19 protein-coding genes and 1 pseudogene are annotated in these 26,571 nt (G+C 74.0%); 9 read left to right on the top strand and 11 right to left on the bottom strand.

Annotated features, from left to right (window positions below; all coding sequences use genetic code 11):
* From IF55_RS35195 to IF55_RS35180, 4 genes and pseudogenes are all read left to right on the top strand, one after another.
* The coding region (locus IF55_RS35195) for an IucA/IucC family protein (RefSeq protein WP_048833096.1) at positions 1–1,860 on the top strand (1,860 nt) is incomplete at its 5' end.
* Between the two features lie 196 nt (positions 1,861–2,056).
* The gene (locus IF55_RS35190) at positions 2,057–3,925 is read left to right on the top strand and encodes an IucA/IucC family protein (RefSeq protein ID WP_078645794.1); all 1,869 of its coding nucleotides are present in this window, start codon (positions 2,057–2,059) and stop codon (positions 3,923–3,925) included.
* On the top strand, positions 3,919–5,097 hold the full coding sequence (locus IF55_RS35185) for a type III PLP-dependent enzyme (RefSeq protein ID WP_030892735.1): 1,179 nt from the start codon (positions 3,919–3,921) through the stop codon (positions 5,095–5,097). Before IF55_RS35190 ends, IF55_RS35185 begins: the two co-directional genes overlap by 7 nt.
* A 93-nt stretch (positions 5,098–5,190) precedes the next feature.
* Positions 5,191–5,709: pseudogene (locus IF55_RS35180) on the top strand (NUDIX hydrolase); the annotation flags it as partial.
* On the opposite strand, the gene IF55_RS35175 reads toward IF55_RS35180, so the two are convergent.
* The gene (locus tag IF55_RS35175) at positions 5,652–6,605 is read right to left on the bottom strand and encodes a GNAT family N-acetyltransferase (RefSeq protein WP_048833094.1); all 954 of its coding nucleotides are present in this window, start codon (positions 6,603–6,605) and stop codon (positions 5,652–5,654) included. The pseudogene IF55_RS35180 and the gene IF55_RS35175 sit on opposite strands and share 58 nt — an antisense overlap.
* 193 nt (positions 6,606–6,798) lie before the next feature.
* Between IF55_RS35175 and asnB the strand changes: the two genes are divergently transcribed.
* Both asnB and IF55_RS35165 read left to right on the top strand, forming a co-directional pair.
* The gene (asnB, locus tag IF55_RS35170) at positions 6,799–8,658 is read left to right on the top strand and encodes an asparagine synthase (glutamine-hydrolyzing) (protein WP_030892726.1); all 1,860 of its coding nucleotides are present in this window, start codon (positions 6,799–6,801) and stop codon (positions 8,656–8,658) included.
* A gap of 119 nt (positions 8,659–8,777) precedes the next feature.
* On the top strand, positions 8,778–9,155 hold the full coding sequence (locus tag IF55_RS35165) for a GntR family transcriptional regulator (protein ID WP_030892723.1): 378 nt from the start codon (positions 8,778–8,780) through the stop codon (positions 9,153–9,155).
* On the opposite strand, the gene IF55_RS35160 is transcribed toward IF55_RS35165, so the two are convergent.
* Together IF55_RS35160 and IF55_RS35155 are read right to left on the bottom strand one after the other, a co-directional pair.
* Positions 9,140–9,964 carry an alpha/beta fold hydrolase gene (locus tag IF55_RS35160; RefSeq protein WP_245661662.1) on the bottom strand — a complete coding sequence of 275 codons (825 nt, stop codon included), beginning with the start codon at positions 9,962–9,964 and terminating at the stop codon, positions 9,140–9,142. The two genes, IF55_RS35165 and IF55_RS35160, sit on opposite strands and share 16 nt — an antisense overlap.
* Before the next feature lie 91 nt (positions 9,965–10,055).
* Positions 10,056–11,192: a DUF5925 domain-containing protein gene (locus IF55_RS35155; protein WP_048833092.1), complete on the bottom strand. Its 1,137-nt coding sequence runs from the start codon at positions 11,190–11,192 to the stop codon at positions 10,056–10,058.
* 157 nt (positions 11,193–11,349) lie between these two features.
* Here IF55_RS35155 and IF55_RS35150 point away from each other — a divergent pair, with 157 nt between their 5' ends.
* Positions 11,350–12,777, top strand: a complete 1,428-nt coding sequence (locus IF55_RS35150) for a GH39 family glycosyl hydrolase (protein ID WP_030892720.1) — start codon at positions 11,350–11,352, stop codon at positions 12,775–12,777.
* A gap of 175 nt (positions 12,778–12,952) precedes the next feature.
* Here the strand turns inward: IF55_RS35150 and IF55_RS35145 are convergent, their stop codons facing one another.
* From IF55_RS35145 to IF55_RS35120, 6 genes are all read right to left on the bottom strand, one after another.
* The gene (locus IF55_RS35145; protein WP_030892719.1) at positions 12,953–16,984 is read right to left on the bottom strand and encodes a lipopolysaccharide biosynthesis protein; all 4,032 of its coding nucleotides are present in this window, start codon (positions 16,982–16,984) and stop codon (positions 12,953–12,955) included.
* Positions 16,985–17,192: 208 nt separating this feature from the next.
* Entirely contained in the window at positions 17,193–17,963 is a 771-nt protein-coding gene (locus IF55_RS35140; protein ID WP_030892718.1) for a polysaccharide deacetylase family protein, read from the bottom strand.
* Positions 17,964–18,034: 71 nt separating this feature from the next.
* The gene (locus IF55_RS35135) at positions 18,035–19,189 is read right to left on the bottom strand and encodes a glycosyltransferase family 2 protein (protein ID WP_048833090.1); all 1,155 of its coding nucleotides are present in this window, start codon (positions 19,187–19,189) and stop codon (positions 18,035–18,037) included.
* Positions 19,186–20,001: a glycosyltransferase family 2 protein gene (locus tag IF55_RS35130; RefSeq protein ID WP_030892713.1), complete on the bottom strand. Its 816-nt coding sequence runs from the start codon at positions 19,999–20,001 to the stop codon at positions 19,186–19,188. The genes IF55_RS35135 and IF55_RS35130 overlap by 4 nt, the downstream gene beginning before the upstream one ends.
* A 446-nt stretch (positions 20,002–20,447) precedes the next feature.
* Entirely contained in the window at positions 20,448–21,542 is a 1,095-nt protein-coding gene (locus IF55_RS35125) for a GNAT family N-acetyltransferase (RefSeq protein WP_030892709.1), read from the bottom strand.
* 1 nt (position 21,543) lies between these two features.
* Positions 21,544–21,972, bottom strand: a complete 429-nt coding sequence (locus tag IF55_RS35120; RefSeq protein ID WP_037967477.1) for a hypothetical protein — start codon at positions 21,970–21,972, stop codon at positions 21,544–21,546.
* 356 nt (positions 21,973–22,328) lie between these two features.
* Here IF55_RS35120 and IF55_RS35115 point away from each other — a divergent pair, with 356 nt between their 5' ends.
* The gene (locus IF55_RS35115; protein WP_030892703.1) at positions 22,329–23,168 is read left to right on the top strand and encodes an SGNH/GDSL hydrolase family protein; all 840 of its coding nucleotides are present in this window, start codon (positions 22,329–22,331) and stop codon (positions 23,166–23,168) included.
* A gap of 30 nt (positions 23,169–23,198) precedes the next feature.
* Here the strand turns inward: IF55_RS35115 and IF55_RS35110 are convergent, their stop codons facing one another.
* Positions 23,199–24,944 (bottom strand): serine/threonine-protein kinase, encoded by a 1,746-nt coding sequence (locus IF55_RS35110; protein WP_078645788.1) that lies wholly within the window; start codon positions 24,942–24,944, stop codon positions 23,199–23,201.
* Between the two features lie 305 nt (positions 24,945–25,249).
* Between IF55_RS35110 and IF55_RS35105 the strand changes: the two genes are divergently transcribed.
* Complete coding sequence (locus IF55_RS35105; protein ID WP_030892699.1) at positions 25,250–25,516, top strand: hypothetical protein; 267 nt, start codon at positions 25,250–25,252, stop codon at positions 25,514–25,516.
* Positions 25,517–25,662: 146 nt separating this feature from the next.
* Here the strand turns inward: IF55_RS35105 and IF55_RS35100 are convergent, their stop codons facing one another.
* Positions 25,663–26,469 carry an ABC transporter permease gene (locus IF55_RS35100; RefSeq protein ID WP_030892697.1) on the bottom strand — a complete coding sequence of 269 codons (807 nt, stop codon included), beginning with the start codon at positions 26,467–26,469 and terminating at the stop codon, positions 25,663–25,665.
* Positions 26,470–26,571: the final 102 nt, after the last annotated feature.

Below are 26,571 nucleotides of genomic sequence, written 5' to 3'. Positions count from 1 at the left end.
GCCCCCGACCCCGTAACCGCCCCCACCTCGGACCCCGTAACCGCCCCCGCCCGCGACTCCTTCGAAAGCGAACTCCTCGGCCGCGTCCTCGCCGCCCTCCTCCGCGAGAACGCCTACGGGCTCCGCGCCGCCGCCCGCCCCGAGCGGCGCGCCGACGGCGACTGGCTGCGCCTCGACGTGGCGGGGGAGGAGCTGGCGCTGCCCGTGGCGCCCGACGGGTTCCAGTGCGAGGTCGGGCCGCGCAGGCCCGAACTGGAGACGCCCGGCGGCACCCTCACCGGGCTGCGCCCCGTCCTCGCCCGGCTGCGAGGGGCGGCCGAGCCCGAGGACCGGGCCGGGTTCGACGCGTTCGTCGCCGAGTGCGACGAGGCGCTGGAGGCCATGCGGCTGCACGGCCGCGTACGCGCAGAGGTCACCGCCGCGCTCGCCGACCGCTACGGGCCCGAGCCCGCCCGCGACTGGGCGGGGCTGCGCGGCGCCCTCGCGTACGACACCCTCGCGGCCTTCCGCGACCACCCCGTCTACCCGACCGGACGCGGCCGCTCCGGGCTCACCGAAACCGAACTGCGCGCGTACGCCCCGGAGTTCCACCCCTCCTTCGCGCTGCGCTGGCTCGCCCTGCCGCGCGAGGCCGTACGCGGCGGCCGGGGCGCGCTGCCCGACTGGTGGCCCACCCCCGGAGACCTCGGCCTGCCCTACCTCGACGCCGGCCACCTCGCCCTGCCCGTCCACCCGCTCACCGCCCGGCGCTCCCTCGCCGACGCGCTGCGCGCGGCCGGGCTCGACGGTTCCGCACGCCTCGCCGACCGGCCCTGGCTGGACGTCCGGCCGACGCTGTCCACACGGACCGTCGCCGTCACCGACGACCCGGCCGTACACCTCAAACTCCCGCTCGCCACTGCCACGTTGGGCCGCCGCAACCGCCGCACCATCAAGCCCGGCACCCTCGTGGACGGCGCGACCGGGCAGCGGCTCCTGGAGTCGGTCGTCGCCCGGCAGCCGCGCTTCGCCGACTCCGTGCTCCTCGCCGACGAGCGCACCCACCTCACCGCCGGCCACGAACTGCTGGCCGCCCTGGTCCGCCGCTACCCGGCCGGGCTCGAAGGCGCCCAGGTGGTGCCCGTCGCCGCGCTCCTGGCACCCGTCCCCGGAGCCGCATCGGGGGCCGGGCCCGGCGACGAACCCGGGGCCGGGTCCGCGTCCCGGCCCGGCGGCCGGCTCGTCATCGACGCGCTCGCCGACCGCTACTACCAAGGCTCGCTCACCGCCCTCCTCGACGCGTACCTGACGCTGCTCCTCGACTGGCACACCACCCTCTTCGGCTACGGCATCGCCCTCGAATCGCACCAGCAGAACACCTCCCTGGTGCTCGACGAGGACGACACCGGCCGCACCCGACTGCGGCTGCTGCTCAAGGACAACGACGGGCCGCGCGTGCACTCCGTACGGCTCGCCGCCGTCACCGGCGGCGCCGCCGCCGACCTGTGCGGCTTCGACGACCGCCGCATACTGGTCGGCGCGGACCAGCCCGTCGCCGACGTCTTCGCCACCATCACCGTCCACCTGTGCGCGGGAGCCCTCGCCTTCGGACTCGCCGAGGCCGGCCGCGCGCCCCTGGGCGTACTCCTGCGGCAGCTCGCCGACCGGCTCCACGAGGCCGTGGACCGGCTGGAACACGCCTCCGGGATACCGGGCGCGCCCGCGTCCGTACTGCGCGCCCGCGTCCTCGACGCCGACCGGCTGCCCATCAAGGCCATGGTCACCGCCGGGACGCTGCTCACGAAGGAGCGCTCCGGCGCCGCCGACATCAACAAGTACTACGTGAGCGGGCCGAACTACCTGCGGACGGCGGGCCGGTGACGCCGATGATGCCGATGACGCCGCTGACGGGGCCGGCGGCTCCCGGCCGTACGGGCGGGGAACGCGCGGGGCGCTGCCGCCCGGAATCCATACCCCCGGCCGCCCCCGCCGCCGCCCCCGGCGCGCGGGGCGCGGCCCGCCCCCGCCTCCACCCTCGGAATACCGCCCTCCTCCTCCGCACCGCTGGAGCCGCCTCATGCCAACCGCCCCCTCCCGTACGGCCGTGCAGGCCGTGCCGACCGCGACGCCCGTCACGGCCGTGGCACACGCCGACCACGTGGTCGCCCACACCCTCCTCAACTGCCTGCTCCGCGAGGTCTCGGGGCCCGAGCACCAGACGGCCGTGGCCGGCGGCCGGCTGCTGCTGCGGATGCCGCGCTGCGGGGTGCTGCTGGGGATCGCGCTGCGCCGCACCTCGCTGATCGGCGCGCACCGGTTCACCGGGCCGCCCGCCGAACAGCGCGACGGCGTCTGGCGGGAGGTGTCGTGGCAGACCCTGGCCGAGTACATCCACCGGGAACTGGAGCTGCGCACCGGAGTCCGCAACGACGAGTTCCTCGACCAGGTCGCCGCCACCCACGCGGGCGTGTCCGCCGCCCTGCGGCCCGGCGGCGGACAGCCCACCGGGGACGCGTACCTGGACTCCGAGCAGTCCCTGCTCCTCGGCCACCGCTTCCACCCCACGCCCAAGGCCCGTACCGGCCGCGACCAGGACTGGGAGCGGTACGCGCCGGAGCGGCGGGCCCGTTTTCCGCTGCACCGGCTGGCGGTGCGCGAGCGGTACGTGCGCGAGGAGTACGTCCGCGGCGAGTACGTGCGCGGCGAGTCCGTACACGAGGAGTACGTCCGCGGCGAGCCCGTACCCGGCGAGCCCGTCCGCGAGGGGCGCGTCCGTACGGGCGCGGGGCGGCCCGGCCCGCTCGACGCCCTCGACCGGCAGGGACCCGTCCCCGACGGCTACCGGGCGCTGCCCGCGCACCCCTGGCAGTACGCCATGCTCCGCGACCACCCGGCGTTCGTCCGCGCCCTCTCCCGCGGCGACGTCCTCGACCTCGGCCCCGGCGGGCCGGAGTTCGCGCCCACCGCGTCCGTGCGGACCCTCTACGACGGTCGGGACTTCCTCAAGTTCAGCCTCAATGTGCGGATCACCAACTGCCTGCGCAAGAACGCCGAGTACGAACTGTCGGGGGCCGTCGCCCTGACGCGCGTACTGGAGCCCGTCGCGCGCGACCTCGCCGCCCGCTTCCCCGGCTTCGAGCTGCTGCGCGAACCCGGATACCGCACGCTCGACCTCGGCAGCCGGGAACTGGCCGAGGGGTTCGGGGTGATCGTCCGCGAGGGGCTGGGCGCCCGGCTGCGGCCCGGCGTCACCGGGCTGCTCGCGGCGGCCGTCGCCGACGAGTACCCGACCGGCCCCGCGCAGCTCTCCCGGCTGCTCGGCGACGCCGGGCCGGGGGCGGCGCTGGCCTGGTGGGACGCCTACCTCGACCTGCTGGTGCCGCCGGTGCTCGCGGCCTACCTCGACCACGGCGTCGTACTCGAACCGCACCTGCAGAACGTCGTCGTCGGGGTCGCCGCCGACGGCATGCCGCGCCAGGTCGTGCTGCGCGACCTGGAGGGCGTCAAGCTGCTCCCCGACCACCACGCGGCGCCGCTCGCCGGGCTGCCGCGGGAGGTGGCGGGGCCCATGACGTACGGGCGGCAGCGCGGCTGGGACCGCGTCGTGTACTGCCTGCTCGTCAACCACCTCGCCGAACTCCTCGCCGCCCTCGCCGACCGGCATCCGCCGCTCGAACCGCGGCTGTGGGCGGCCGTGCGCCGCGTCCTCGCCGAGCGCGCCGCCGCCCACGGCGACCCGCCGCCGCTGCGCGCCCTCGTCGCGGGCGTGCCGCTGCCGGCCAAGGCCAACCTCCTCACGCGCTGGGAGCGGCGGGCCGACCGCGAGGCGGGTTATGTGCGCGTCGCGTCGCCGCTGGTGGGCGACTGGCTGTCGGAGGCGGACACCGAGGTGTGCGAGGGCCCCCGCACCCGGACCCGCCCCGAACCCCGGAGCGCCACATGCTGACCGCCCGCGCCGCCGAGCGCGCTCGCGCTTTGGACGAACTCCCGGCGTACGTCTACGACTTGACGGCCCTCGACGCGCACGCGCGGGCCGTACGGGCCGCCCTGCCGCCCCGCGTCGAGCTGTACTACGCGGCCAAGGCCAACCCGGCCCCCGAACTCCTCGCCGCCCTCGCCCCGCACGTGACCGGCTTCGAGGTGTCCTCGGGCGGCGAACTCACGCACGTACGGGGGGTCGCCCCCGGCCGCCCGCTGGCCTTCGGCGGGCCGGGCAAGACGGAGGCGGAGCTGGGGCTGGCGCTGGCGGCGGGCGTCGAACGCTTCCACGTGGAGAGCGAACACGAACTGCGGCTGCTGGCCGCCGAAGCCGCTGCCCGGGGCACGGCGGCCGACGTGCTGCTCCGCGTCAACCTGCCGCTGGGGGCTGCCGAGTTGGGCGGCGCGGCGCTGGCCATGGGCGGCCGCCCCAGCCCCTTCGGGCTGGACCCGGACCACGTCGGCGACTGCCTGCCCCTCCTCACCGGCGACGGCCCGCTGCGACTGCGCGGCATCCACGCCCACCTGGCCAGCGGCCTCGACGCCGCCGCGCAGCTCGCCGTGGCCGCCAGGATCGCCGACTGGACGCGCGACGCCGAGGCGCGGTACGGGCTCGACCTGCCCGAGGTCTGCGTGGGCGGCGGCATGGCCGTCGACTACGGGCGGCCCGCCGAGCGCTTCGACTGGGCCGCGTACGGCGACGGCCTGCGCGCCCTCGCCGCCCGGCACCCGGGCCGCACCTTCCGGATCGAGCCCGGCCGGGCGCTGACCGCCTACTGCGGCTGGTACGTCACCGACGTGCTCGACATCAAGCACAGCCACGGCGAGCCGTTCGCGGTGCTCCGCGGCGGCACCCACCACCTGCGCACCCCCGCCGCCAAGGCCCACAGCCACCCCTTCACCGTCCTCCCCCGCGAGACCTGGTCCCGCCCCTGGCCCCGCCCCGGCGTCCGCGACACCCCCGTCACCCTCGTCGGCCAGCTCTGCACCCCCAAGGACGTCCTGGCCACCCGCGCCCCCGTCCCCGAACTCCGCGCCGGCGACCGCGTCGCCTTCGCCCTGGCCGGCGCCTACGCCTGGAACATCTCCCACCACGACTTCCTGATGCACCCGCCCCCGTCCTTCCACTACCTGAACTGACGCCCCCGCCGCCCCGGGCCCGTTGTCAGTGCCGGATGCGACGATCGGTCCATGACCACCGATCACGCCAAGACCGCCCACCCGGCCCCCAACCCCCGCCCCCGTCACAAGGAGATCGTCGATGTGCATCTGATTCTGCGGCGGGGCGGGGACGTGTTGTTGGGGCGGCGGGTGGATACCGGGTATGCGGATGGGCTGTTGCACGCGCCGTCGGGGCATCTGGAGGAGGGGGAGGATGTGCGGGCGGCTGTGATTCGGGAGGCTTGGGAGGAGGTGGGGGTGGTGCTCGATCCCGAGGTGCTGCGGGTGGCGCTGGTCATGCAGCATCGGGCGCCCGAGGGCGCGGCCCGGATCGGGTGGTTCTTCGAGGCGGATGTGGCGGAGGGGTGCGGGGAGCCCGTCAACCGGGAGCCGCACAAGTGCTCGCAGTTGGGGTGGTTTCCGCTCGACGGGCTGCCGGAGGACATGGTCGCGTACTGCCGGGCCGCGTTGGACGCCTATCGGCGTGGGGAGCGGTTCGTGCTGCATCTGCACGAGAGCGGGGACGGGATCGGTTACGCCTCCGGGGCGCCCTCGCGCGCCGTGGCGCTGCCGCTCAGCTCGCGTACGTAGCGCCATTCGGCGGCGGTCGGCTCGTAGCCGAACCACTTGTTGACGGCCAGCATCGGGGCGTTCTCGTCGTCGTTGCCGGTGAACGCCTCGGTGCGGCCGGCGGCGCGGGCCAGGCGCAGGGAGCGGGCCTTGACGAGCTTGGCCAGGCCCCGGCCGCGGTAGGCGCGGCGGGTGCCGGTGCCGGCGGAGAGGTAGCGGGTGCGGCCGTCGCTGTGGGCGATGGCGATCGACGCGACGGTGCCGTCCACGACGGCCGCCGTGCTCAGGTCGCGGTCCAGCAGCGGTACGCGCCAGGTCTCTTCGAGCCAGTTCTCGTACGTGATGCCGCTGAAGGCGACTTCGCCCGGCTCGTCCGCGATGGCCTCGACGTCCGTCTCGTACAACGGTCGCGGGTCGTCCGCGAAGTCGGCGAAGGCGCGCAGTTCGACTCCGGCGTCCGGCGCGAGGTCGGGCAGCGGAGTGCGGACGAGGTCCAGCCGCTGGAGGCGGCTCGGGCGGCGCCGCTGGTAGCCGCGCCGTTCGGCGAAGCCCGGCGCGTGCCCGTCGTCCAGCACCCACGCGTACACGGCGTTCGCCCCGATGCCGCGCAGATACTGCTCGGCGGCCCGTACCAGCGCGAGCCCCGCGCCGCGCCCCCGCGCCTCGGGCAGGACGTACGGCTGGGCGAAGGCCCGCCCCGGCACAGCGCTGCCGTGGTAGAGGCCGGCGCGGGCGACGCCGATCACCCGGCCGTCGGCCTCGGCGACCAGGATGCGGAACCGCTGCTCGGCGGGGGAGTGCGCCGCCTCCCAGGCGATCGACTCGGCGGTGGACAGCAGGAACGGGACGGCCGCGCGCCGCACCGCGGCGGCGGCCTCCGCGTCGGACGGGGCGAATTCTCGGACTGTCAAGGTCATAGCGGCGCACGCTACGGGGCCGCGTGGCCGGTTCCAACAGGTTTTTGCCAACCATAGATGGTGAATGCATCTAAACGGAGCGTACGGTCGGCGTCGCGGTCGGCCGCCGCGCCGTGGCAGACCGTGACCGACGGGGGCGGAGCTGTGTCCCGGTACGCCCGGGCCGGCCGAACCGAAAGGGGACACCGCGACTATGTGCGGGATCACCGGCTGGATCTCCTACGACAAGGACCTGACCGCCGAGCGCGGCACGCTCGACGCGATGACGCGGACGATGAGCTGCCGCGGCCCCGACGCCGCCGGCATCTGGCTGGACACCCACGCCGCCTTCGGCCACCGCCGCCTCGCCGTCATCGACATCGAGGGCGGCAAACAGCCGATGCTCGTCGAGCGCGACGGCCGCACCCTCCTCGCCACCACCTACAGCGGCGAGGTCTACAACTACCGCGAGCTCAAAGCCGAACTCGAAGGGCTCGGCCACACCTTCCGCACCAGCAGCGACACCGAAGTCGTGCTGCACGCCTACCTCGAATGGGGCGAGTCGTTCACCGAACGCCTCAACGGCATGTACGCCTTCGCCCTCTGGGACCCGCGCACCGAAGAACTCCTGCTCGTCCGCGACCGCATGGGCATCAAGCCGCTCTACTACTACCCCACCCCCGACGGCGTCCTCTTCGGCTCCGAGCCCAAGGCCATCCTCGCCCACCCCTCCGTACGCCCCGCCGTCGACGCCGAGGGCCTGTCCGAGCTGATCGCCTTCACCAAGACCCCCGGCCACGCCATCTACAAGGGCATGTACGAGGTACGGCCCGGCCACACCGTGCGCGTGCGCCGCGGACAGCTCACCGTGGGCCGCTACTGGGCCCTGGAGTCCTCCGAGCACACCGACGACCTCGACACCACCATCCGCACGGTGCGCGAACTGCTCGACGACATCGTCACCCGCCAGCTCATCGCCGACGTCCCGCTGTGCACCCTGCTCTCCGGCGGCCTCGACTCCTCCGCCATCACCGCCCTCGCCGCCCAGGGCCTCAAGAAGGCGGGCAACGGCCCCGTCCGCTCCTTCGCCGTCGACTTCACCGGCTACACCGAGAACTTCAAGGCCGACGACCTGCGCCCCACCCCGGACGGCCCGTACGCGCACGCCCTCGCCGAGCACGTACGCTCCGACCACGCCGACATCACCCTCGACACCGCCGACCTCATGAGCCGCACCCACCGCGGCGCCGTACTGACCGCCCGCGACTTCCCCATCGGCTTCGGCGACGGCGACACCTCCCTCTACCTCCTCTTCAAGGCCATCCGCGAGCACTCGACCGTCGCACTGTCCGGCGAGTCCGCGGACGAGGTGTTCGGCGGCTACCGCTGGTTCCACGACCCCGAGTCCGTCAACGCCGACACCTTCCCCTGGATAGCCGCCGGCGTCGCCAGCAGCTTCGCCGGCGGCAAGCGCCGCGCCCCCGGCCGCGAGGGGCTGCTCGACCGCAGCCTCCTCGCCAAGCTCGACCTCGCCGGCTACGAGCACCAGCGCTACCGCGAGGCGCTCGCCGAAGTCCCGCACCTCGACGGCGAGACCGGGCTCCAGCGCCGCATGCGCGAGATCAGCTATCTGCACCTGACCCGCTTCGTGCAGATACTCCTCGACCGCAAGGACCGCGCCAGCATGGCCGTCGGCCTGGAGGTCCGCGTGCCGTTCTGCGACCACCGCCTCGTCCAGTACGTCTTCAACACCCCCTGGGCCATGAAGACGTTCGACGGCCGCGAGAAGTCCCTGCTCCGCGCCGCCGCCCGCGACGTCCTCCCGGACGCCGTCGCCGACCGCGTCAAGAGCCCCTACCCCAGCACCCAGGACCCGCGCTACGCCGTCGCGCTGCGCGACGAACTCAAGCAGGTCACCGCCGACAAGAGCGCCCCGGTGCAGCCGCTGCTCGACAGGGGCGTCGTCGCCGACGCCCTCGCCGACCCCACCGGCGCCGAGAACCGGGCCGGCACCGAACTCGTCCTCGGCCTCGACACCTGGCTGCGGAACTACGGCGTCGAGCTGGAGCTGTAGGCACCACCGGAGACGCCATAGCAGGCGGCCACGGCGGGGCGACCGGCGCGCGGGGCATGGCGCGTGGCGCGTAGCGCACAATGAGTGCGACAAACCACCCCCCAGCCGGGAGTCCCACCGTGGCCTTGCGTATCACCCTCGACCCGGGCGCGCAGCCCCCGCCGTACGAACAGCTCCGCGCCCAGATCGCCGGCCAGGCCCGCTCCGGCGCGCTCCCCACCGGCTACAAACTGCCGACCGTACGCGGTCTCGCCGAGGACCTGGGCCTCGCCGCCAACACCGTCGCCAAGGCGTACCGCGCCCTGGAGGCGGACGGCGTGATCGAGACCCGCGGCCGCAACGGCACCTTCGTCGCCGCCGCCGGCGACTCGGCCGAGAAGGAGGCCGCCACCGCCGCCGAGGCGTACGCCCAGCGCGTCCACCGCCTCGGCCTGGACGAACGCGCCGCGCGAGCCGCCGTGCACGACGCCCTGCGGGCCGCCTACGGCAAGGGCTGAACCGCGGTCACCGGCTGCACGCGGTCCAGGAAGGCGCCCAGCGCCTTGTCGAACTCCTCGGGCCGCTCCAGGTTCGGCATATGGGCGGCGCCCTCGATCACCACCAGCTCCGAGTCCGGCAGCAGCGCGTGCATGGCCTCCGCGTCCGAGACCGGCGTGTACTCGTCGTCGCGCCCGACCACGACCAGCGCGGGCACCGCGACGCGCGTCAGCAGCTCCGCGTAGTCGGGGCGCAGCGCCCGGCCCCGCAGCGCCGCCGCCGCGCCCTCGGCCGGGGCGCCCGTCATCATCCGGCGCACATGCGCGGCCACCTCCGGCAGCGCCTCGACATTGGCCGGAGCGACCATCTTCGTCAACACCTCCTCGGCGTACCCGGCCATGCCCTCGCGCAGCAGCCGGTCCGCCATCGCGCCGCGCGCCGCCTTCCCGGCCTCGGTCTCCGCGGCCGGGAAGGTGTCCGCGAGGAGCAGCCCCCGTACCCGCTCCGGGAAGAGGCGGAAGAACTCCATCACGATCTGCCCGCCCATCGACAGGCCGCCGATCACCGCGCCGTCGATGCCCAAGTGGTCGAGGAGCGCGGCGAGGTCCTCCGCGAAGACGGACAGCGGCGTGACGCCCGGCACGACGCTCGACGCGCCGTAGCCCCGCAGGTCCGGGGCGATCACCCGGCGCGACGGCCCCGCGAACGCCGCCACCTGCGGCGCCCACATCGAGCGGTCGAAGGGGTGGCCGTGCACGAGCAGCAGCGGCGCGCCGCCGCCCTCGTCGTCGTAGCCGACCGTTATGCCGTTGACCGAGGCCGAACTCACTATGTGACTCCCGTTTTGAGATTTTCGGAGATGCCAGGGATGTCTGGGCTTGACTGGACTGGGCTTGTCTGAGGGCCTGGGAGCCCGGAGGTCAGAGGTACAGGCCCGCGTCCTTGTCCTCGTGCCGCGCCGGGACCGACGCCGGGCCCGTGCCGCGGCGCAGCGCGAACAGCTCGGCGAGCGTCGCGCCGTCGCGGCCCACGCCGTCCTCGTGGCCGAGCCAGGCCACCGACTCGGCGCGGGTCAGCGAGCCGACCTCGATCCGCGCCAGGCAGCGGCCCGGCCGTACGACCGCGGGGTGCAGCCGCTCCAGGTCCTCGTTGGTGGTGACGCCGACCAGCACGTTGCGGCCCTGGCCGAGCAGCCCGTCGGTGAGGTTCAGCAGCCGGGACAGCGCCTGGCCCGCGGTGTGCTTCGCCTCGCCGCGGATCAGCTCGTCGCAGTCCTCCAGGAGCAGCAGCCGCCACCGGCCCTTCGGTGTGCCCTCGTCCTCGCCGATCGCGATGTCCATCAGATAGCCGACGTCGTTGAAGAGCCGCTCGGGGTCGAGCACGCAGTCCACCTGGCACCAGTCCCGCCACGAGCGGGCCAGCGTGCGCAGCGCCGAGGTCTTGCCCGTGCCGGGCGGGCCGTGCAGGAGCAGCAGCCGGCCCGCGATGTCGTCCGGGGTGACCTTCATCAGCCGGTCCATGGCGTCGGCGACCGGCGCCGTGTAGTTGGGCCGGATCTCCTCCCACGTGCCGGCCGAGATCCGCCGCGTCGTGCGGTGCGGCCCGCGCCGCGGCGAGACGTACCAGAAGCCCATGGTCACGTGGTCGGGCTGCGGCTCCGGCTCGTCCTCCGCGCCGTCGACCGCCTGGCCCAGGACCCGCTCGGCCAGCTCGTCGGTGGTGGCCGTCACCGTGACGTCCGCGCCGCGGTTCCAGCGGGAGACCAGCAGCGTCCAGCCGTCGCCCTCGGCGAGCGTCGCGCTGCGGTCGTCGTCGCGCGCCGAGCGCACCACCTTCGCCGCGGCGGGCAGCAGCGTCGCCCCGGACCGGACGCGGTCGACGGAGTGGCTACGGGCGTACGGCTGCTCGCCGGCCGCGAACCGGCCCAGGAACAGGGCGTCGACGACGTCGGAGCAGGAGTCGCTGTCGTCCATGGTCAGCCGGATGGGGAGGACGGCTTCGGCGGGCGTCGTGGGCAGGGTCGGCCTCCTGGTCGCGGGGTGGTTCTCGGCGCACATGCCCCCATGATCCGGCACGTAACGCCCCGGCGTACACCGGTTTTCACCGTCCCGTCCGGCCCGGGAGCGCGGCCCGGCGCGGCCGTGCCGGGGAGTTGGCGAACTGTTCGGACGGAAGCCCCCGGAAGCGGTACGCCCGCCGATACCCTTGCCTTCCATGGGGCGTCATGGTGGGGGACGGGCCGGGTTACGGATCGGGTTACGGGCGCGGGCGAGGGCGCGGTGGCGGCTCCTCACCCTGACGGGGGCCGGCGCGCTGGCGCTCGCGGTGGCCCTGACCCTGTACGGCGGATGGCCGGGCGGCGGCGCCGCGCCGGCGCCCTCCACCAGCACCGGCGTCTACGGCACCCCGAAGAAGCCCGCCGGGTCCTCGGCCGAGCTGGGGTGGGGGTTCACCCACACCCAGTACAGCGCCGACCACGGCGAGCGCGCCGCCAAGAGGTCCGCCGACGACCTGCTCTCCGCCGACCCCATGCCGCAGAACCAGCACATCATGGGCTGGGGCGCCGACAACCCCGAGCCCGCGCCCGGCGAGTACGACTTCAGCGACCTCGACCGGCGCGTCGAGCTGATGCGCCGCACGGGCGCGACGCCCGTGCTCACCCTGTGCTGCGCCCCGGACTGGATGAAGGGCGGCTCCACGGGCACGGACTGGTCGAAGAAGTCGCTGGAGAAGGCGCCCGAGCCCGAGCACTACCAGGACTTCGCCGACCTCGTCGGGAAGATCGCCGACCGCTACCCGGACATCCGTCACTTCATCGTCTGGAACGAGCTCAAGGGGTTCTACGACAACGAGCGGAACCGCTGGGACTACGAGGGCTACACCACGCTCTACAACCTCGTCTACCAGGAGCTGAAGAAGCGGAACAAGGACAACCAGGTCGGCGGGCCCTACGCGGTGATGGACAGCGACCCGCCGGGCGACGCCACCAACGCCTCCGCGCTGAGCGGCCCCTGGGGCGTCATCGACCAGCGCTCCCTCGACGCCGTCGAGTACTGGAACCGGCACAAGGCCGGCGCCGACTTCGTCGCCGTGGACGGCTCCAGCTACACCCGCGAGGACGACCGGCTGATCCCCGACGAGTTCGCCGCCACCCGGAAGTTCGCCGACGTCACCGCATGGCTGCGGCGGACCACGCACCTGCCCGTCTGGTGGGCCGAGTGGTACGTGGAGCCCCCCGACGCCAACGACGACCGCAAGGGCTGGTCCGAGGAGCACCGCACCGCCGTGCAGGCCGCCGCGCTGCTGCGGATGGCCCGCGCGGGCGTCGCCGCCGCCTTCTACTGGAACCCGCAGAACACCGGTGACGACTGCCCCGGCTGCCTGTGGCGCAGCACCGAACTGGACGACGGGGGAGCGGAGTTGCCGATGATGAAGCTCCTCTCCCGCTTCGCGAAGGCGTTCCCGCCCGGCACCCGGCTGCGCCAGGTCGACATCGCCGCCGACGACCGGCCCAACGTCCTCGCCCTCGCCTCCGACAAGGACGTCCTCGTCGTCAACACCCTCGACCGCGCCATCAAGGCATCGGTCGACGGCCGGAGCTTCGACATGGCCGCGTACGAGGTGCGCTGGCTGGAGCGGTAGCCGGGGCCGGGCCCGTACACGAAGGGGGCGGGCCCGCGCCCGTACGGGACCGGGGCCCCGCGCCCGTACGAGCACCGGGGCGGACCGTACGAGCACCGGGAGCGGGCTGTACGAGCCCGGGAGCGGGCTGTACGAGCCCGGGAGCGGGCCGCCCGTACGGACGCGGGGCCGCCGCCTACGACATGGTCCAGAGCCGGTGGATCAGCGCGGCCAGCACCACCGCGAGCAGCGGCAGCGAGAACCAGAACGAGCCCTGGAGCCACCGCAGTTGCCGCACGCCCGGCCGCATGGCCACGCGCACCAGCTCGCGCGCCGAGAGCAGGGCCAGCAGTGCCACCGCCGCGAGCCCGCCCACCACCGACATCGGCGTCCACGTGATCATCGGCCCGATCGGCCCGGGGTCGGGCTTCGGGGCCCGGCCCTCCGGGCGGTCGGCCAGTTCGTAGACCGTGGCGTCGGCGTTGGACACCGCCCGGCGCAGCTCGGGCCGCGCGTCCAGGGCGCGCAGCAGCCGCTGCTCCCAGGTCGGCGCGTACCCCGAGTCGAGCTGGAGGGCGACCGCCTGACCGCGGTTGATCATCAGATAGCCGTTGGGCCCGGCGTCCCGCAACGCCTCGACCAGGCCGTCGACGAGCACCGGGTCGCGCGGGGCCTGCGTCGCCCGGTAGTTCACGCGCTCCATGTCGCGGGCGCCCCACGGCATGGCGGGCGTGACGCTGTTGACCGGGTCGCTGCTCGGCCACAGCACCTGGGCGGTCGGCTCGTCGTGCGCGTACACGTAGTCCATCGCGGCGACCTCGCCGGGCCGCACCCGCTCGAACGGCTCGTTGCCCCAACGGGCCACCAGGAACCCGAAGATCAGGACGAGCCCCGCGAGCAGCGCGGCGGCCGGGCCGAGCGCGCCGCGCCCGCCGCCGGACCGCGGGAAGACCGCGAGCGCGGCCAGCACGCAGGCGCCGGGCAGGGCGAACAGGAAGACCCGCAGCGCGACCTCGCCGCCGTACGACTGCATGCCGAAGGCGAGGAACGGAACGGCCGTCAGCACCAGCAGCGACACATCGCTCAGCCCGGCCCTGCGCCGCCGCAGCCAGCCGTACCCGGCGAACGCCAGCACCCCGGCCGCGAGCGCGACCCGCGCGTACAGCACCAGCTTGTGGGTGCTGCTGCCGCCCTGGATGCGCCCGGAGACCGAGGAGTCGAGGTTGCCGCCGAGCGAGCCGAGACCGCCGAACAGCTCGTCGAAGTGGCCGGACCAGTACGGCTCCGCGAGGAACCCCACCCACACCGCCAGCATCACGCAGCACAGCAGCGGCAGCCCGCGCAGCGTCGAGCGGCGCGCCAGAACCAGTACGGTCAGCACGCCCAGCATCACGAACGGGGTGAGCTGATGGCTCGCGACCGACGCCGCGAACAGCCCGATCAGCACCGCCAGCAGCACCGCCCGCTCCCGGCGGCCGACCGGCTCGACCTCGCTCTCGCCCGGCAGCCGCCGGCCGCGCAGCGGGCGCGGCCAGCGGAACCAGACCAGCAGCACGGCCACGAACAGCAGATAGATCAGATAGTTCAGGGCCTGCGGCGAGAAGTAGTCCTGCCCCACCCAGCCGCACAGCGCGAACAGCCAGGCCGCCGTCCACTTCGCCCGCCAGCCCGCCCGTACCGCCTTCAGCAGCAGCGCGAACGGGGCCAGATACAGCAACTGCACCACCAGCGGCCACCAGCGCAGCACCCCGGACAGATCGTCGACGCCGCACGCCCGGGCGACGAACGCGGCGGCCGCGAAGAACCCCGGCCAGCTCCAGCGCGCGTCCAGGTCGGGCACCGCGGTGCCGGTGCGGTCGATGAAGTCCAGGAACCCGACGTGCTGCCACGCCGTCGCGAACCTCGGCTCGCTCTCCAGCACCGCGGGCACCGCATGCAGCGACACCACCGTCAGCACCACGATCGCCAGCAGCAGCCCGCGCCTCGGCCGCCCCAGCCACAGCGCGGAGGCGAACGCCAGCACCAGCAGCGCGGCGCCCAGCAGCGTCGCCCCCGGCAGCACCGAGATCAGCCCGAGGCCGCCCATGTCGTCCAGCGAGACATCGCCCAGCGTCCGCAGCGGCAGCCAGTACAGGCCGAGCGCGGCGGCCAGCAGCAGCCAGATCCCCAGCTCGGGCGCGCGGCCCCGGCCCGGCCCCCGGTCCGGCGGGCGGTCTGCTGCCCGCTCGGCGCCGCCAGTCGCCGTGGCCGCCGTCGCCGCGGGCGCGGCGGGGCGCGGGGGAGGGGGGACGAGCGGCGCGGAGGGCATCCGCATCTCCGGCCACTTCAGCCGCTTGCCCTCCTTCTTCTTCTCCTTCTCCTCGGTCGGCTCAGCCTTCCCCGTACGTTCCGGCGGCGCAGACGGCTCCGACGCCACCAGCCGCTCGAACCGCTCCAGCCGCTCCGACCGCGCCGGTTCCTCAGGCTTCTCCGCCACCTCAGACGTCTCCGACGCCTCGGCCCTCTCCGACGCCTCTGCCTTCCCCGACCCCCCTTCCGGCGCCGCACCCGACCGCCGCCAGGGGTTCGTCCCCAGCGGCAGCGTCGAGCGCAGCGTGTGCGCCCACCGTGGCCCGTCGTCCGGCGAGGGCTCCGGGGGCGGCTCCCCGATGCCCTCGGGCGTGTGCCGTACGTCCGGCCGCCGCTCCAGGTGGTCGAAGTCCAGCCGGACCCCGAGCGGCACCGTGTCGGCGTCGAGCGCGTGCCGCAGCGCCCACCGCGTGCCGTACGGGCCGCTCTTCTCCTCGCCGGTACCGGGCCGGGGCCGGATCACCGTGCCCGCGTCCCCTTTGTCGCCGTCCACCGCCAGGTCCGCGAGGTCCCCGTCGGGCGCCGCCACCTCCGCCGTGATCGTGCCGGCGGGGGCGGACGGGTGCGCGGTGAGGATGCGGCGGAGCTTGACCGTCGCTATGGAGACGATCACGGCCAGGCTGGAGATCTCCGCGACGCCCGCGCCCGTGAGCCCCATGCGCGGCAGCAGCAACAGCGTGAGCCCCAGCACCAGGGCGCACAACAGCCCCTGGAGGTAGGCCAGTCCGGAGGTGCGGCTCTGCGCGCGCAGCACCGCGAAGTAGACCTCCATCACCACCCGCAGCGCCGCCCCCACCGCGAACCAGCGCAGCAGCGGCGTCGCCGCCTCGGCGTACCCCGCGCCGAAGACCTTGAGGATGTACGGGGCCAGGACGAAGAGGAGCAGGCAGACCGGGAGCATGATGCGGGCCATCCGGCGCAGCGCGGCCCGGCAGTTCTCGGCCAGCCGCGCCGGGTCGTGCGAGCCCTCGACCGTCAGCGAGGCGCCCATGTTGATGGCGAGCAGGTTGACGGTGCCGCCGATGGTGGTGGTGATGTAGAAGTACGCGTTGTCGGCGGAGCTGACCTGCGCGGCGACGATCACCGGCACCAGGTAGACCACGGCCAGCGAGAACAGCGAGCCGGTGTAGTCGCCGGCCAGGAAGCGCCCCATCTCCCGGTAGGTGACGGGCCGCGCCGTGCGCACGGTGCGTTCCACGTGGCGCGGCACCAGCCGGCGGAAGACCAGCCAGCCCAGCGGCAGCACGGACACCGCGATGGCGGCGACCCAGGCGACGAACACCCCGGTGGTCGGGATGGCCGCCGACAGCCCCACCAGCAGCGCCAGTTTCGCCGCCGAGAAGACGGTGTTCCCCACCGGCACCCACATCGCGCTGCGCAGCCCGGTCAGCACCCCGTCCTGGAGGGTGAGCAGCGACCAGGCGACGACCGCGATGATGAACCCGAAGCCGTGCAGGGGCCCGTGCAGGAACCGGTAGGACGGCCCCCAGAAGTTGAGCGTCAGCAGGAAGACCGTCGCCGCGACCGCTACGACGACCGAACTCCCCGCGTACGTACGGAAGACGAGCCGCGCCGTCGCCCGGCCCGCGATCGGGATGAAGCGGGCCAGCGCCCCCGTCAGCGTCACCGCGGTGAGCCCCGCGAGGAGCTTCATCGCGGCGATGGCCGCCGAGCCCTGGCCCACCGAGTCCGCCGAGTAGTAGCGGGCGGCGACCAGCCAGTACCCCATGCCGAGGCTCGCGCTGATGCCCGTGTTGAGCATCAGCGCGTACGCGTTGCGGAACAGCGGCGAGCCGCCGCCCCGCCCCCGCAGCCGCAGTCCGCGGCCGTTCGGCCGCTCCTCCTGGCGCTCCTCGGTCCGGGTGGTCGTGTCAGACACGGGCTTCGGCTGCCTTCCTCGAAGATTGCCTCACGCTGGGGCTCCGGCCGGGCCGGAGGCTGTCGCTCGTACGGTCCGTACGACGCGCACGGGCCTCGTACGGCCTGCACGGCGCGTACGCCCCGTACGGCTCATACGGCCTGTGCGGCTCATACGGCACACGGTCCGTACGGGCGTACGCACGGCTCATCGACCGCGGATCACGCGCTCACCCCCCGGGGAAACAGCGTCGGGCGGCCCGGCGCGCCCTGCGGACGACGGCGTACCCCTTGGTCAGGGCGTGGTCGCGGGCGAAGACGCGGCCCAGGGCGCGGCCCTCGACGAGCCGCTCGAACTCCCCGATGCCCGTGGAGCGGCGCACGGTGACCCGCTCCAGGGCGTACGGGCCCTGCCGCCGCGCCGCGAGGGCGTTGCCGACCGCCAGGGAGACCCCGAACCCGGCCTCCCGCACGGCCTGCCGCACCCGGCGGCTGGAGTAGCCGTACGGGTAGGCGAAGGAGACCGGCGGGCCGTCGAGCTCCCGGGCCAGGATCTCCCGGCAGCGATCCACCTCGAACCGCAGCCGCTCATCGGTGAGTTGGTCCATCTGGGGATGCGTGTGGCTGTGCCCGCCGATCTCCATGCCGGCGGCCGCCAGCTCCCGCACCTGGTCCCAGTCGAGCATCAGGTCCGGCGCGCCCCTGCCCTCGTACGGGCCGCGCAGCCACCCCGTGGACGCGAACAGGGTCGCCGCGAAGCCGTGCTTGGCGAGCAGGGGGAGGGCGTGCCGGTGCACGCCCTCGTAGCCGTCGTCGAAGGTGATCAGCACGGGCCGCGGCGGGAGCCGGGAGCCGTCCCGCCACGCCCCGGCCAACTGGCCGGCGGTGAGCGGAGTGAAGCCGCGCTCGGCGAGCAGGCCGAGCTGTTCGGCGAACGCGTCCGGCGACACCGACAGCCGGTGCGCCGCCCGCGCGGGGGCGTGCGCCACCGCGTGGTACATCAGGATCGGCACCGGCCCGGTGTCTCCGACCGCTGTCGCGCTGTTTCTTCCGCTGTGTCTCGCGCCGTCGTTCATGTCCGCTCGCCTCCCCGCGACCGGTGCCGCCCCGACTCCCCGCCGTCCCCGCCGCCTCCGCCGTCCCCGCCGCCTCCGCCGTCCCCGCCGCCTCCGTCGTCCCCCGGCCCCGGCGGCGCCACCGCCGCCGGGATCACGAACCGGCCGGCTCCCCGGCGCGCCCGTACGGCGCCGAGCGCGTACCCGCCCGCCGCGGCGGCCACCCCGGCCACGATGGCCCCGGCGCGCCCCGCACCGCCAGGGCGCCCCAGCAGGGCGTCGCGCACGCCGCGCGCCACGCCCGCCGGCAGCACCCGCGTCACGTAGCGGCGCTCGGTGGCCAGCCCCTCCCGGCTGCCCACGCTGCCGGCGACCAGGGCTTTGGACACGCCCTCGGCGTACGCCCGGGTACGGAAGTAGCGGAACCGCTCGCGGGGCGCGGGCACCCGGTGGTGGATCACCGCCCGGTCGTCGATCAGCAGGACCGCGTCCGGCAGCGCGCGGGTGAGCCGGATGCACAGCTCCGTCTCCTCGCAGCCCAGCGGCAGCCGGTCGCCGTCCCGGCCGATGCCGCAGGCGAACCCGCCGGCCGCCTCGAACGCGGCCCGCCGGAACGACGCGTTGCCGCCCAGGACGTTGCGGACCCGGACGCGGCCCGGCGGCAGCCCCCGGTACGTACAGCCCACGACCCAGTCGAACTCCTCGGGGAACCAGGCCGGGCGGCGGCGCGACTCCCAGACGGGCGAGGTCCGGCCGCCCACGGCCATCACGCGCGGGTCCGCGTACGCGTCGGCGAAGCGGCGCAGCCAGTCCCGTTCGGCGACGGCGTCGTCGTCGAGGAAGGCGATGATCTCGCCGGTGGACTCGGCGACCCCGGTGTTGCGGCCCGCCGAGAGGCCGCGGGGGCCCGCGTTGGCGAGCACCCGCACCTCGCCGCCGGGGCCGGCCGCGGCCCCCGCGCCGTCGTCGCCGTAGTGCTTGGCGAGCCGCCGCAGCAGCGCGGCGTTGTGGTCGACCACCAGCAACGTCTCATGGGCCGGCGCCGACTGGTCGCGCACCGAGGCGACGGCGGCCAGGATGTCCGCCCAGCGGTCCTCGGTGTAGACGCAGACGACCACCGAGACGGCCGGCGGCCGGGCCCGCGGCGCGTCCGGCCCGGTGGGCCGGCTCAAGACACCTCCCCGCGGCTCGCGCCGGGCGCCAGGGCCGCGCGCCGCTGCCCGCGCGGCCGGCCGGCCCGCTCGCGCAGTATCACTCTGAGCACTCGCAGCCCGTCGTGGACCGCCCGCAGATTGCTGACGCCGTGGATGCGCTCGAACTCGTGGCTCGGCACCTCCTGGACCCGTAACCCGGCCTTGACGACCCGGATGTTCATCAGGGTCTCGATCTCGAACCCGGCGCAGTCCAGGGCGATCTCGTCCAGGCACCGCTTCCAGAAGGCGTTGTAGCCGTAGCACAGGTCGGTGTAGCGGGCGCCGAACTTGTGGTTGACCACCGACGTCAGCACCCGGTTGCCGAGCTTGCGGATCGGCGTCATGTCGTCCGTGCCGCCGCCGTTGGCGAACCGCGAGCCCTTCGCGAAGTCCGCTCCCCCCACCAGCGCGGAGACGTAGGAGACGATCTCGCCGCCGTCCGCGGAGCCGTCGGCGTCCACCATGACGATGATCTCGCCCGTGCAGGCGGCGAATCCGGTGATCAGCGCGTCCCCCTTGCCCTTGCCGCGCTGTTCGACGACTTTGACCGCCGGCCACAGTTCACGGGCCACCCGCACCGTGTCGTCCGTTGAATTCCCGTCGACCAGGACCACTTCGTGTATCCAGTCGGGGAGCGTCTTGAAGACGTAAGGGAGATTCTCCGCCTCGTTCATCGCCGGTATCACGACGCTCACCGGCGGGGCTATTGCGAAATCCGAGGTCACGGGCCTGTATTGGCCCGGAATTAATTGATCTTGGCTGGTTGCCGCAGGACGCAGGACTGAACTCATGAGTCTTTTTCCCTCTCGTCCGGTGCACCGCCCGCCCAGAGCGGTCCGCTGGTTTATCCGGTTCGAAAGGGGGGTCCTCACCCTGTGTCCGACGGCATGGATCGCCGTACGGGCAGGGCGAGTTGGCGTGTGGTGCTGGCCGCGCGGCCCGTAGCTCGGCACGACTGGCTCGGCCGGGCACGGTGCCCCCCCACCGCGCCCCGCGCCGGTATCCACCGCGGCGCTTGAGCCCTCCCCTTGCGCCCTGTGCGATGGACCGATGCGGGTGGATGTACGACGGTATTGACGGTTGAGACTCTAAGGCAAGACCTTGAGCCGGACCCCTCCTTCGATGTTTTTTGCGCCGGATTCGGATGGCGCATTCGGAGCCATTTGTTCCTGACGCGTTCCTAGGTCATTTCCAGATCGTTCCCAGGTCGTTCCCGGGCCGATTCCGGTTCCGCTCCTCAGTCGACCGACCGAAAACGGCCCATTCGCTTCAGCAGCCGGTCGGCCGGATCGAAGAGCTCGGGCCGGGAGAGCACGGTATTGCGCAGCGCCCGCACCGGGGCGCGCCGCGCCCGGTGCGCCAGCGCCACCGGATGGCGGCGGGTCACCCACCCCTCGGACACGGTCAGCTCCCGTGTCTTGAGGGAGTCCTTGTACTCCTTCTCGCCGCGTCCGAGGTCCAGATAGGCCATGCCCTGCGCGGCGGCGCCCTCGGCCATCCGCAGATGCAGCACCAGGCCGGGCGAGAACTTCGCGAACGCCGGGTCGTACGCGGGAAACCAACAGGCCAGCACCCGCTCCGACCGCAGTCCGAAATGCGCCGCGACCGGCCGCCCGCCCGCGTAGAGCACCGACAGCAGCCCGGCGAAGGACGGGGTGCGGGTGTGGAAGAGCTGCTCGACGAGGTGCGCGATCCACGCGTGGGCGAAGCGGTCGCTGCGCCCGGTTCTTCGGTACTGCGCGGACTTCCAGCCGATCAGCGTCGCGAGGACGGCCGGATCGCGCTCATCGTGTACGTACCGCACCTCGCCGACATCCCGGCCGAGCTTGCGCTCCTTCGCCAGGGTCGTCCGCGTGAACTTCCCCGCCTGCTTGCGCAACTGCCCCAGATACGCCGCGTAGCCCTGCTCGACGTCGATCACCGGCGAGGCGTACGAGCGGACGGCCCCCACCTCGAACGGCTTCTGCCCCTCCACCAGGTGGTCGAACTCCCACACCGACAGGGCGCACGCGGACAGCAGCTCCCGCGCGTCCCACTGGAACCCCGGCCGGTGCACCAGGCCCTGCGCGTCCGAGACGCCCAGCCCGATCGCCCGGCCCACCCCCGACGCGGAGCGCTGGAACGGGAGGAAGGCCACCGGCTCGCGCTCCTCCCGGGCGACGGCGATCCGCACTCCGCGCCGGCAGCGGCCGACGGCGAGGGCGAACTCCGGGGCCAGGAAGGGGTTGGCGAGCTGCGGCGTGCCGTTCTCGAAGGACTGCGACTGGATGGCGGTCCACACCGCACGGTCCCCGGCGGTCAGCTCGCCGGGGCGGTACACGCTGATGCTCACGTCAGGAGGTCCGACTTCTCGCCGCGCGGTCGCGGTGCCGCCGCGCGTGTGCCAGCAGGGGTGATGAGGTGCCGAGGGCGCAGAGGACGAGGCTCACGGCGGCCACCGCGACGACGCCGCCGGCCACCGACCACAGATGCAGCGCGAGCATGGCCTGGGCGATCAGCAGATCGATCGCGATGGCCCCGCCCGCCGCCGCCACCCACCTGCCGAGCGGGTCGAGGCCGCGCAGCGCGGCCGCCACGGCGCACGCGGGCGCGGCGAGGAGGAAGAAGAGCGCGAACGGCGCGCGCAGTGGCGAGTCGAAGTCGCCGAGCGCCAGCGCGGCGCCCACCCCCGCGACGCCGAGCGCCGCGCCCGCGACGGCGGGGAGCGCTTCCCGGCGCGCGGAGCGCCTGCCGGTGTCACTCTTTCCGGTGATGTTCTGCATTGGCGACTTTGCCCCCCGAAGCGCCGGATGCCGGGCTTCAATGTCGCGCAATCGGCGGATGCGCGTCAAGATGTGAAGGGTGTGCAAACGGCCTCCGGTTACCGGCGGTTGACCGTTCATTCACCCTTTCTCCAGCCGGAGTTGACGCCTCGTCAGTATATGCCGCGCGACCCTCCGGCGGCCCGCGCGCCGGGGTGCGCGCCCCGCGGCCGGTCCCACCAGCGAGAAGTCACGAAAGTGACAGGGAATCACAACCTGTGGGTCACGGTCCCGGTGTCGTTGGCATGGACACTTCCCGTTACGCAAGTGGCCTGGTAGGACGGATGTAAGCAGAGATCCTGCTAACGGGAGGTTTCATGAAACTGTCCAGAATCGCGAGCTTTTTCTCCGCGATCGCTCTGACCACCGCGCTCGCCCTCACCGGGGCGGGCGCCGCGCATGCCGAGGAGGCGGCGCGGTCCGCGAACCCGGGGCCCGCCGGGAACAACGCAAACCCCGCCTACACGGCGCTCGGTGACTCCTACTCGGCCGGCGTCGGCGCGGGCGCCTACGACGGCGCGAGCGGCGCCTGCAAGCGCAGCGCCAAGGCGTACCCCGCCCTCTGGGCAGCTCAGCACGCCCCCAAGAGCTTCACCTTCGCCGCCTGTTCGGGCGCCCGCACCGGCGACGTCATCAACGGACAGCTCGGCTCGCTCAAGAGCACCACCGGACTCGTCAGCATCAGCGTCGGCGGCAACGACGCCGGGTTCGCGAGCACCATGTCCGACTGCATCCTCAAGGGCGAGACCGCCTGCCTGAACGGCGTCGCCAAGGCCCGTACGTACATCGACAAGACCCTGCCCGCCCAACTCGACAAGGTCTACTCCGCGATCGCCGCGAAGGCCCCCTCGGCGCGCGTCGTCGTGGTCGGCTACCCGCGGTTCTACAAGCTCGGCGGCGAGTGCTCGGTCGGGCTGAGCGAGAAGTCCCGCACCGCCATCAACGGCGCCGCCGACGAGATCAACACCGTCACCGCCAAGCGCGCCGCCGACCACGGCTTCGCCTTCAGCGACGTCAGCGCCCCGTTCACCGGGCACGAGATCTGCTCCGGCGACGCCTGGCTGCACAGCGTGACGCTGCCCGTCGACGAGTCCTACCACCCCACCGCGGCCGGCCAGGCCAACGGCTACCTGCCCGCCTTCGCGTCGGCGGCCTGACCCCGACCCGCTGCCCGGCCCGCTTCCCCGCTACGGTCCGCCCTCCGCCCCGTCGTCCGCCCTGCCTCGCGACCCCTCGCCCGATCCCCCGGGCGCGCTCGTCGGGCCGTCGCCGACGGTGGGCCCGCCGCCCGTGGTCCCGGCGGAAGCCGCCGAGGAGGCCCCGCCCGTCGGGGCCTGCTCGCACGACACGCTGAAGGGGACCCGGCGCGACGTGACCCGCGCCGGGTCCCTGACCTCCACGGCGATCCAGTCGTCGTCCGTCGCCCCCGCGTGGTAGTTCAGCTCCGCGTGCGCGACCGTCCGGGACTTCGCCCCGTCGATCCGTACGGACTTCCAGCCGCCGTCGGTGACCTTCCCGCTGCCGGTGATCCAGCGGTACGAGACCCGCGCCGGGACGCTGTCCACGGTGAGCGTCGCCACGAAGTACGGGGCCTCGGCGGCCGGCGGCGGGCACGCGCCGGTGTACTGGTCGCGCGCCGCCGTCACCGAGACCGCCACGGAACCGGCCTTCGCGCCCCCGCCCGCACCGCCGGAACCGGAGCCGGAGCCCGATCTCGATCCCGATGTCGAACCCCCGGCCGCGGAGTTGTCTCCCTTCCCGCCCGCCGCCCCGCTCGACGCCGACCCGCCACCGGACCCGCCGTCCGATCCGTCCCCGGCCACCAGCGCCCACGTGATGCCGCCCGCCACGAGCACGGCCGCCAGCACCCCCGCCGCCACGGCGCTCCGGCGCCTGCCGCGTCTGTCCGCGGGCGGCCCGTCGTCCCCGCCCGGCGCGTCCTGCGGCGGCCCCGCGGACTGCCCTGGGCCGCCGCCCGTACCGCCGGCGGCGTGCTCGGCGCCTTCGACGGACGTACGGGCCGTAGAGGATGCAGGGGGCGGGAACGCCGGGACCGTCGGCGGCGGAGCCGCCCTCGGCGTGCCGCCGGCCGCCGCCGTCCGCAGCATCGGCTCCGTCGCGGCGGCGTCCGCCCGCAGCGCGGGGTCCTTGCGCAGCAGCCCGTCCAGCACCGGCCCGAGCGGACCCGCCCGGCGCGGCGGCGGGGGTTCCTCCTCGACCACGGCCCGCATCGTGGAGAGCGGCGACTCCCGGCGGAACGGCGAGATCCCCTCCACGGCCGCGTACAGGGTGACGCCGAGCGACCACAGGTCCGAGGCGGGCCCCGGCCGCTCGCCCAGAATCCGCTCCGGGGCCAGGAACTCCGGGGAGCCGACCAGCTCCCCGGTCATGGTCAGCGCCGTGCTGCCCTCGACGATCGCGATGCCGAAATCGGTGAGGACCACCCGACCGTCGTTGGCGAGCAGCACATTGCCGGGCTTCACGTCGCGGTGGAGTACGCCCGCCAGGTGCGCCGCCCGCAGCGCGGCCAGCACCTCCACGCCGATACGGGCCGCCCGCGCGGGGGAGAGGGTCCGCTCCGCGTCCAGCACCTCCGCCAGCGACAGCCCGCGTATCAGCTCCATTACGATCCACGGGCGGCCGTCCTGCGCGACCACGTCGTGGACGGTGACGACGTTGGGGTGCGAGATCGCGCCCGCGGCCCGGCCCTCGCGCTCCAGGCGCGCGTACAACTGCCGCACCTCGCGGTCGAGCAGCCCGGAGGGCGCGCGCACCTCTTTGACGGCCACCTCGCGGCCCAGCACCTCGTCCCGCGCCCGCCAGACGACGCCCATGCCGCCGTGCCCCAGCTCGCCCAGCAGCCGGTAGCGGCCCGCCAGCACGCGGCCGCCCCGCTCCCCGCCGCCGCGCTCATCCGAAGGAATTCCGCTCATCGACGAGCCCCTCCCGCGAGAGAGCGATCCCCAGCCGTGCGCCCTCCGGGGGAGAATCCCCCCGCCGCGCGGAGAACATGCCCGCGCGCGGCGGACGTCAGTGAATGTACCGCGACGCAGCGTGATCGCCCCCTGTCGGGTGCGGGCCGGATGTCCCAACTGCCCCCGTTTGGCGATGGATTCGCGCCAGTCGCGTCAACGCCCTTGACGCGGTGGCGAATCCGGCCCGCGGATGCGCGGGTGACGTGAAGGGACGGTAGGGTTACTCTGCCCGGGCCGGGTATCTCGTACGGGTGGGGAGTCTCATGGAGCAGATAGCGATGCGCGGCAGGCCACGAGTGCCTGCCATCAGTTGCGGGAGCGGCGCGTCCAGCGCGCGCCTCGACCGCCATCTCGCGGTGCTGGGCGGTCCTGCCGCGCCGCAGCGCGAGACGGAGTCGGCGACCGTGCTGGTGCGCGAGCTGACGACGCGCGACCACACGCGCGCCAGGCAGAGCCGGACCGCCAGGGTGTCGCTCTTCGCGCCGCTGCGGCGGCTGCGGCGCTCGCTGTTCGGCAGCCGCCACCACTGACGGCGGGCGGACACCCGAGGCCCGGCGGCCACACCGACCCGGCGCAGCGCTGAGACCCGAGAGCCCGTCATCCCCGGGGCGCTCGGGGAGCGCTTCGGTGTGTCCGCCCCGCCGCCTGCCCTACGAGAGATCCCCGCACCTCCCGCTCAGCGCCCGTCGCGTACGTACCGGCGGATGGTGAGCGGCACGAAGACGGCGAGCAGCAGCGCCGACCACAGGAGCGACGCCGCGATGGGGTGCTCCGCCGGCCAGGAGGAGTGCGCCGCCGCGGCGGCCGCCGTGTTGCCGAAGAGGTCGCGGCAGGCGCCGACGACCGCGCTGATCGGGTTCCACTCGGCCAGGAACCGCAGCCAGCCGGGCATGCCGGCGGTCGGCACGTAGGTGTTGGAGAGCATCGGCAGGACGAAGGTCAGCGCGGCGAGCTGCCCCGCGGCCTCCTCGTTCTTGACGACCGTTCCCAGGTACTGGCCGATCCACGCCGTGGCCAGCCGGAAGAGCAGCAGCAGGCCGATCGCGCCGAGCGCGGGCCCCACGCCGTGCCGGATGCGCCACCCCATCGCGAGTCCGACGAGCGCGAGCGGTACGAGCCCCACGGCGGCGAGCAGCACCTCCGCGACCGCCTGGCCGACCGGCACGGCCGACCGGCTCATCGGCAGGGTGCGGAAGCGGTCCATGACGCCGCGCTGCCGGTCCTGGACGGCCTGGAGGGTCCCGGTGAAGATGCCGAGCGTGGAGACGGAGACGAGCAGGCCGGGCACCAGGTACTCGCGGTAGTTGCCGCCGCCGGGCACGTCGATGGCGCTGCCGAAGAGGTAGCCGAAGAGCACCAGCATCAGCAGCGGCGCCGTCAGCGTCATGGCCAGCAGCCCGGGGGCGTGCCGCAGCCGGGTCGCCTGCCGGCCGATCATGGCCGACGCGTCGCGGGCGGCCCAGGTCAGGGAGGTGTCGCTCATGCTGTGTCCTACCTTTCAAGCGTGGGTCTGCTTCGGTCATTCGTAAGATCGAGGGGCCCAGGGGTTCTGGGTATGGCTGTCATGGGTGAGCCCGTCGGATGG

The organism is Streptomyces varsoviensis, from assembly GCF_000718635.1.
In the GTDB taxonomy this organism is placed as follows: domain Bacteria; phylum Actinomycetota; class Actinomycetes; order Streptomycetales; family Streptomycetaceae; genus Streptomyces; species Streptomyces varsoviensis.
This window is presented reverse-complemented; position numbering and strand designations above follow the sequence as displayed.